8 protein-coding genes are annotated in these 6,574 nt (G+C 61.9%); 1 reads left to right on the top strand and 7 read right to left on the bottom strand.

Going from position 1 to position 6,574, the window contains the following annotated elements; genetic code table 11:
- Positions 1–67: 67 nt before the first annotated feature.
- On the bottom strand, positions 68–1,144 hold the full coding sequence (locus H096_RS17335; protein ID WP_033900320.1) for an ABC transporter substrate-binding protein: 1,077 nt from the start codon (positions 1,142–1,144) through the stop codon (positions 68–70).
- A gap of 352 nt (positions 1,145–1,496) precedes the next feature.
- On the opposite strand from H096_RS17335, the gene H096_RS17330 reads away from it, so the two are divergent.
- Positions 1,497–2,222, top strand: a complete 726-nt coding sequence (locus H096_RS17330; protein WP_033900319.1) for a UTRA domain-containing protein — start codon at positions 1,497–1,499, stop codon at positions 2,220–2,222.
- On the opposite strand, the gene H096_RS17325 is transcribed toward H096_RS17330, so the two are convergent.
- From H096_RS17325 to H096_RS17300, 6 genes are read right to left on the bottom strand one after another with little or no spacing between them, the layout of a single operon-like run.
- A complete protein-coding gene (locus H096_RS17325; RefSeq protein ID WP_033900318.1) occupies positions 2,203–3,117 on the bottom strand; it encodes a zinc ABC transporter substrate-binding protein in 915 nt (304 codons plus the stop codon). The two genes, H096_RS17330 and H096_RS17325, sit on opposite strands and share 20 nt — an antisense overlap.
- Positions 3,117–4,016 carry a metal ABC transporter permease gene (locus H096_RS17320; protein WP_033900316.1) on the bottom strand — a complete coding sequence of 300 codons (900 nt, stop codon included), beginning with the start codon at positions 4,014–4,016 and terminating at the stop codon, positions 3,117–3,119. Before H096_RS17320 ends, H096_RS17325 begins: the two co-directional genes overlap by 1 nt.
- A complete protein-coding gene (locus H096_RS17315) occupies positions 4,013–4,759 on the bottom strand; it encodes a metal ABC transporter ATP-binding protein (protein ID WP_033900315.1) in 747 nt (248 codons plus the stop codon). Before H096_RS17315 ends, H096_RS17320 begins: the two co-directional genes overlap by 4 nt.
- Entirely contained in the window at positions 4,756–5,676 is a 921-nt protein-coding gene (locus H096_RS17310) for a metal ABC transporter substrate-binding protein (protein WP_016980243.1), read from the bottom strand. Before H096_RS17310 ends, H096_RS17315 begins: the two co-directional genes overlap by 4 nt.
- 19 nt (positions 5,677–5,695) lie before the next feature.
- Complete coding sequence (locus tag H096_RS17305; RefSeq protein WP_016980242.1) at positions 5,696–6,256, bottom strand: DUF6162 family protein; 561 nt, start codon at positions 6,254–6,256, stop codon at positions 5,696–5,698.
- Entirely contained in the window at positions 6,253–6,573 is a 321-nt protein-coding gene (locus H096_RS17300) for a hypothetical protein (protein ID WP_241495513.1), read from the bottom strand. The genes H096_RS17305 and H096_RS17300 overlap by 4 nt, the downstream gene beginning before the upstream one ends.
- Position 6,574 lies beyond the last annotated feature (1 nt).

The following is a 6,574-nucleotide window of genomic DNA, read 5'->3' as shown; positions in this document are numbered from 1 at the left end:
CGAAAGGATTATTTTGAAAATAAATCCTCAAAGACAGTTGCTCCCACACTGACCGCATTTCAGACCTTTACTTCATCTCTACGATGACCTGCTCGTTCCACAGCTGAGGCAGCTTTTTGGAAGTCGCTTCCCAAGCATCCGCATCCTTGATCGGCTGCGGGTTGGCCTTGGTGTACTGCTCGCCCGGGATCAGGTTCTTGGCGATATCGGCCGGCAGTTTCAGGTCGGTTTCAGCGCGGATCGGGCGCGCATTGCCTTTCGCCAGGTTGAGTTGGCCGGCGTCGCTGAAGATGTATTCGCGGGTCAGCTTCGCGGCGTTCGGGTGCTTGGCGTATTTGTTGATGATGGTGGTGTAGCCGGATTTCACCGAGCCGTCCGATGGGATCAGCACCACGTAGTCATCCGGGTTGGCCATCTTGGCCTTGTAGCTCAGGCCGTTGAAGTCCCAGACGATGCCCACTTCGACTTCGCCTTTTTCCATGGTGGCGATGGTCGGGTTGGACAGCGAGAGACGGCCTTGCTGGGCGATCTTGGTGAAAAACTGCAGGCCGGGGGCGATGTTCTTTTCGTCGCCTTTATTGGCGATGGCGGCTGCCAGTACACCGTTGGCCGCTTGCGCTGCGGTGCTCACGTCACCGATGGAGACCTTGTACTTGCCGTTTTGCAGGTCAGCCCAGCTGGTCGGCACTTCAGAGCCATGCAGCAGCTTCTTGTTGACGATAAACGCGATGGTGCCGGTGTACGCCAAGGCCCAGTGACCGTCTTTGTCTTTCGCCCAATCCGGAACCTGGGCCCAGGTTGACGGTTTGTACGGTTGGGTGACGTCCTGCTTCACCGCAATCGGACCGAACGCTGCGCCCACGTCACCGATGTCGGCGCTGGCGTTGTCTTTCTCAGCCTTGAACTTGGCGATTTCCTGGGCCGAGCTCATGTCGGTGTCGATGTGCTTGAGGCCATAGGTCTTGGCCAGGTCTTCCCAGGTGCCTTTCCAGTTGGCCCAATCATCGGGCATGCCGACGCTGTTGACGGCGCCTTCTGCCTTTGCGGCAGCTTCCAGGGTTTTTAGATCGGTATCAGCGGCCATGGCGGCGGTGCACATGGCAATGGTCGAGCCTAACAGTGATGCCAGGAAAAGCTGTTTCATCCGAAGCTCCTTTGGGCGTTTTCAACGCTGCGTTTTTTATGAACGATTGCAGTGGTGTTGGTCTAGGTCAGCAATACCTGAGCCAATCTAGGCTCGATGGATGACAGTTTCATGTCGATGTCGTTTTTAAATCGCTGATGTCGCTTGTCGCAGAGTTAGCGTAGACCATGCCCAAGTGCCCGCATTGATTGGACTTGGCCGATGTATTGCAGGGTGTGCTAAGGGCGATGGATACGGACTGTCATCTGTCGGTCATCTGTAATGCCTAGGCTGGCAAGCTTGAGTGCTGGCCGGTTTACGCAGCGGTTTGTGCACCGGATCGGTGCTGGTCTAGTCCAGATAGGTAACGTTGATGCGTGATGAGGCAATCAAGGCGGTGACATCCATTGGCCTGGCGCTGCAAGAGCAGATCGACCACGGTTTGTTGCCGCCTGCCAGCAAACTGCCTGCCGAGCGCAAGCTCAGCGAGTTGTTTGGTACCACCCGGATTACGGTGCGGGAAGCCTTGTTACAACTTGAGGCGCAGGGTCAGATCTATCGCGAGGAGCGGCGCGGTTGGTTTGTCTCACCGCCACGGCTGGCGTACAACCTGATGCAACGCAGCCACTTTCACGCCATGGTCAGCGACCAGGGGCGGGTCGCTTCTACGGAAGTCATCTCTGCACGCCTGCAACCGGCCTCGGCGGCGGTGTGTGCGTGGTTGCAGTTGCCCGCGCTGTCCAGTGTGATCCAGATCTGCCGGGGACGGCGGATTGATGGGCGCTTGGTGCTGTATGTGGAGCACTACCTGAACCCGCAGTATTTTCCGGGGATCCTGGCGTGTGATTTGAATCAGTCGATGACGGAGTTGTACGCGCGCAAGTACGACCTGCACTACGGGCGCGTGCGCTTTGAAATCGTGCCGACCTCACTGCCGGTGGAAGCCGCCGCCGCGTTGCGCGTGTCGGTGGGCAGTCCGGGCTTGCGGATCGCCCGGGTCAATTATGATCAGCACCAGCGGTTGATCGACTGCGACCTGGAGTTCTGGCGGCATGATGCCATTCATGTGGGTGTGGATGTTATGGGGTCAGCGCCTTGATCACCTGATCCACATTGGTTTCCAGCTCTGTCACCGGCTCGGCACCGTCCACATTCAACACCAACAGTTTTGAATCACCGGCAGTGATAGCCGCCTTCACCGCGTCACTCGGCTGCCGATGATGCAGCACCACTGCCACCTCGTTGTCCTTCAGCTCGGCACTCAGTTTTTGCAACGCCTCAGGCGTCCACTCCGCGTCGGGTCGCGCATCGGTGCTGAGCACTTCCAGGTTCAAACTGCTGACCAGGTACGCGAAGTGATCACTCAGGCTGACCACGCTCAGGTTATCCACCTTGGCCAGTCGCGCCTCGCTGTCGGCGGTGAGCTTGAGCAGGCGCTGCTTGAGGGTGGCGAGGTTGGCGTCGATCTTCGGTTTGGCAGTGGGCGCCAGGCGGCTCAGGTCGGCGGCCAGCACATCGGCCATGCGTCCCATGTTGTTGCTCGACTGCCACGGCTGACTGTTCAGCCCATCGGTGACGTCCGGCTGCACCGCGATGCCCGGCAGACCGCCGTCCACCGGACGTGCAGCGTCGACTTCAACGATGCGGATGTTGCTGCGCCGCGCCACCGGGTACAGCGGGTCATCGGCCCACAGCGAGCGCAGGCCGATGGCAGCGTCGGCGTCCAGTGCCAATTTGCTCAGAGCTGGCGCGCCTCGGCCGGTGAAGTAGGACACTTGCCGCGAACCCGGCAGGTTGGCCGGGGCGGCGCGTTCGAGCTGCACGTCGGTGCCTTTGAGCAGTACTTCAGCCAGGCCATAGGTGATCGGCAGCGAGGCCAGCACTTTGACCGGTTTTGCCGCGTGGGCAGCTGGTTTGGCCGCTTCAGCCGCCATCAATGGCGTGGTGAACAAGCAGGCGATGGCCAGGGCCAGGGGAGAAAGAACGGAGCGCATTATCCAAGATTCCCTTTAAGGCTGGGCACCGTGCCGCGCGCGATGGCGGCCAGGGCGAAGGCGATACCGGCGACCAGAATGATGGCGGCGCCGGACGGCACAGGCAGGTCGAAGATGATCGGCAGCAGGATCCCGCACAGGGTGCTGACGGTGGCAATCGCGACCGAGATCCAGAAGAAGCCCTTGAGCGACTGGCTCAACAGGCGTGCCGCTGCGGCCGGAATGACCAACAGCGCCCCCACCAGGATCGCGCCGATGACCTTGACCGCCGCGACGGTGATCAGCGTCACCAGGATCACGAACAGATAATCCAAGGTCTTCACCGCCACGCCGCGCACCGCCGCTAATTGCGGGTTGAAGCTGGCCAACATGATGCGGTTGTACAGCGGCAACGCCAGGGCCATCACCAGCGAGCCGACCACCGCCAGCACCAGCAGGTCGTTGCCGTTGACCGTCAACACCGAGCCGAACAGCACGTTCTCAAGGATATGCACGTTGATCTTGCCCGCCAAAATCAGCAACAGGCTCGCCCCCAGCGCCAGGGACACCGACAGGAACACGCCGATCAAGGTGTCCGGCGCCAGGCCGGTGCGGTTGCGCAGGTAATTGAGCAGGATGCCGAACAGCAGGCAGTAGCCGAACAACGCGCCATACGGGCCGGTGTAGGGTTCACCGAGCAGAATGCCCACCGCCACGCCGGTCAGCGCGGCGTGGCCGACCGCTTCGGAGAAAAACGCGAAGCGCTTGACCACCACCAGCGTGCCCAAACCGCCCAGTACCGGGCCGATCAGCAGACCGGCGAGCAGGGCGTTGACCACAAAACCGTAGGCCAGCGCTTCCGGCAGATAACCGGAAGAGGCCCAGCCCTGGACCATCAAGCGAAAAGCTTCATAACTCATTGCGCCGGGCTCCGAGGGTGGGTGGAGAACAGGGTCAGCAGGCGATCCGGGGTCAACGCCTCTTTAGGCGTGGCGTCGAACAGCACGCGGCGGTTCAGGCCGGTGACGCGGTCGGCCAGGCGGCCCACGGCCTCCAGGTCATGCTCGATCCACAACACGGTGATGCCTGCCAGGCGCCAGTCATTGAGCAGGCGTTCGAACACCTGGATACCGGCTTCATCCAGCGCCGACATCGGTTCATCCAGCACCAACAGCTGTGGCGCCGGGATCAGTCCCTGGGCCAGTAACACGCGCTGGCGTTCACCGCCGGACAGCGCGCCCATGCGTCGCTTGCGTTTGTCCTGCATGCCGACGCGCTCCAGCGCATCGCCAATCGCACCGGCGTAATGCTTGGACAGGCCCAGAAACGCCGGGCGCCGCTGGCACATGGCGGCCATGAAATCATCCACGGTCATCGGCAAGCCCCGGTCGAATTCCAGTGCCTGCGGCACATAACCGATGGTGCCGGGCGTGGCCGGCCAATGCAGGCTCAGTCGCCCCTGATGGGGTGTCTGCCCGAGCAGCGTCTTGATCAACGAACTTTTGCCGCCGCCGTTGGGGCCGACCAGTGCATGGATACTGCCCGGCTGTACGTTGAAGCTCACGTCATCCAGGATCACCGTGCGTCCCAGCGTTAGCGCAACCTGATCGAACTCAAGCGTCGGGCCGACGCTGACGGCACTCAGCTGTTCCGCCGCCGTCATGATCCGGACTCCTGAATCGCCCGCACCACCGTGTTGAGGTTGCCGGTCATCTCCACTTCGTACTTCTCGGCGCTGTACTCGCCGTAGGAAATATGCGACAGCGGGTACAGCTTGACCCCGGACTCACGCTGGATGGTGTCGACGTAGGTGGACGGGAAATCCATCTCCGAGAAGATCACCTTCACATCCAGGGCGCGCAGTTCATCGATGGTCTTCTTCAACTGGCTCGGGCTTGGCTCGATGCCGTGGGCCGGTTCGACCACGGCGGTAACTTCCAGGCCGAACTCGCGCAGCAGGTAGTCATAGGCCGCGTGCACCGTGGCCACGCGCAAGTCCGGGTTAGGCGCGCTGGTCAACTTGGCGAGTGCATCGGCGCGCATCTGGCGCAGGCGCTTGCCGTAGGCGCGGGCGTTCTGGGTGTAGGTCTTGGCGTTGTCCGGGTCCAGCTTGCCCAGTTCGCGGGCGATATTGTTGACCTGGGCAATCGACGCACTGATCGACAGGAACGTATGCGGGTTGACCACCTTGCCCGCACCGCGCGCGGCGTTACCGGTGGCGGCCAGCAGCGGCACGTTGGCGTTTGCCTCGATCACTGGAATGTCCGGTCGTTCGCTGGTGGCGATCATGCGGTCGGCAAAATCATCGTGGCCGACGCCGTTGAGCACGATCACGTCCAGAGTGCCGATGCGCTTGATGTCTTCGGCGCGCGGCTCGTAGGCATGGGGGTTGAAACCGGCCGGAATCAGCGGCACCACTTCGGCCTTGTCGCCGACGATATTCGCTACGTAGCTGTAATAAGGGTGCAGGGTGATGCCGATACGCAGGCGCTTGGCCGCCTCAGCATTAGCCAGGGGAGCCAGCATCAGGCTGAACAGGCCAACCAGCAACAGGCGCAACAGGGGAGATGAAATAGACATGGGCAATCGGTCTTCTCGTTCAGTGACGGTGCTGGCGGGTGACGCCGGCATCGAATTGCGCGACCACTTGCTGCCAGCCGGCCGCGATCAGCGCCTGGTCAGTAAGGTCGGAAGGGGCGGCGAGGTTGGCCTGGCGATTGAGCCAGATATCCGGTTCGGCACCGTGCACACGCATCAGCAGTGAGCCGGCGGTGGCCGGTGCCTGGCTCAAGCCCAGGTAGGCCGAAGGCTCCAGCAATTGCCAGCGGTGATCGCCACGGCTGACCGAACTGGCGTCCTGGGCAAAGGGCGCAAAGCCTTCTTCGGCCAGCTGCGCCGGGCTGGGCAGCGCGCTTTGCTCCTGCTGCAACAGCTGGATTTCATCCAGGGTAACGCGCAGGTCGGCATAGATACCTTGCTCGGCGGCGCTCAGATCGCGGCGCGCGTCCAATTGATGGCTGGGCACGGCCGCTACTTCCTGGGATTCACCGTGCAATGCGATCACTGAGCCGGCCACCGCGAGGATGATCAGGCACAACAGCAGCACGTAGAGGGTTTCGTGACCGGCACCGGCGGGGCGTACAACCTGTGTAGTCGTCATTGCGGCTGGATATCCGCTTGGTCGATTTCCACCACATGGCCTGGGCCTGCATCAAATAACACGTAGAACTCGGCCGACGGCTTCTTGAAGGTCAGGGTCGAGTCCTCACCCAGCTTGCCGGGCATCAGGATGGTTTCGTCGTAGCCGATCACATCGAGGGTCACGCCGGGCGCGCCGCTGCCGTCGGAGAAGCCGCCCTTGCACTGGATCTGCTCGCCGGGGATTTCCTTGCACTCGCACATCGGGTTGTGGGCCAGGGCGACGGTACTGAAACCGGCGCACATCAGCAGGACGCCACAGGCGCGGGTCATGCGCATC

The organism is Pseudomonas sp. FH1, from assembly GCF_000510895.2.
Lineage (GTDB): Bacteria > Pseudomonadota > Gammaproteobacteria > Pseudomonadales > Pseudomonadaceae > Aquipseudomonas > Aquipseudomonas azotoformans_A.
This window is presented reverse-complemented; position numbering and strand designations above follow the sequence as displayed.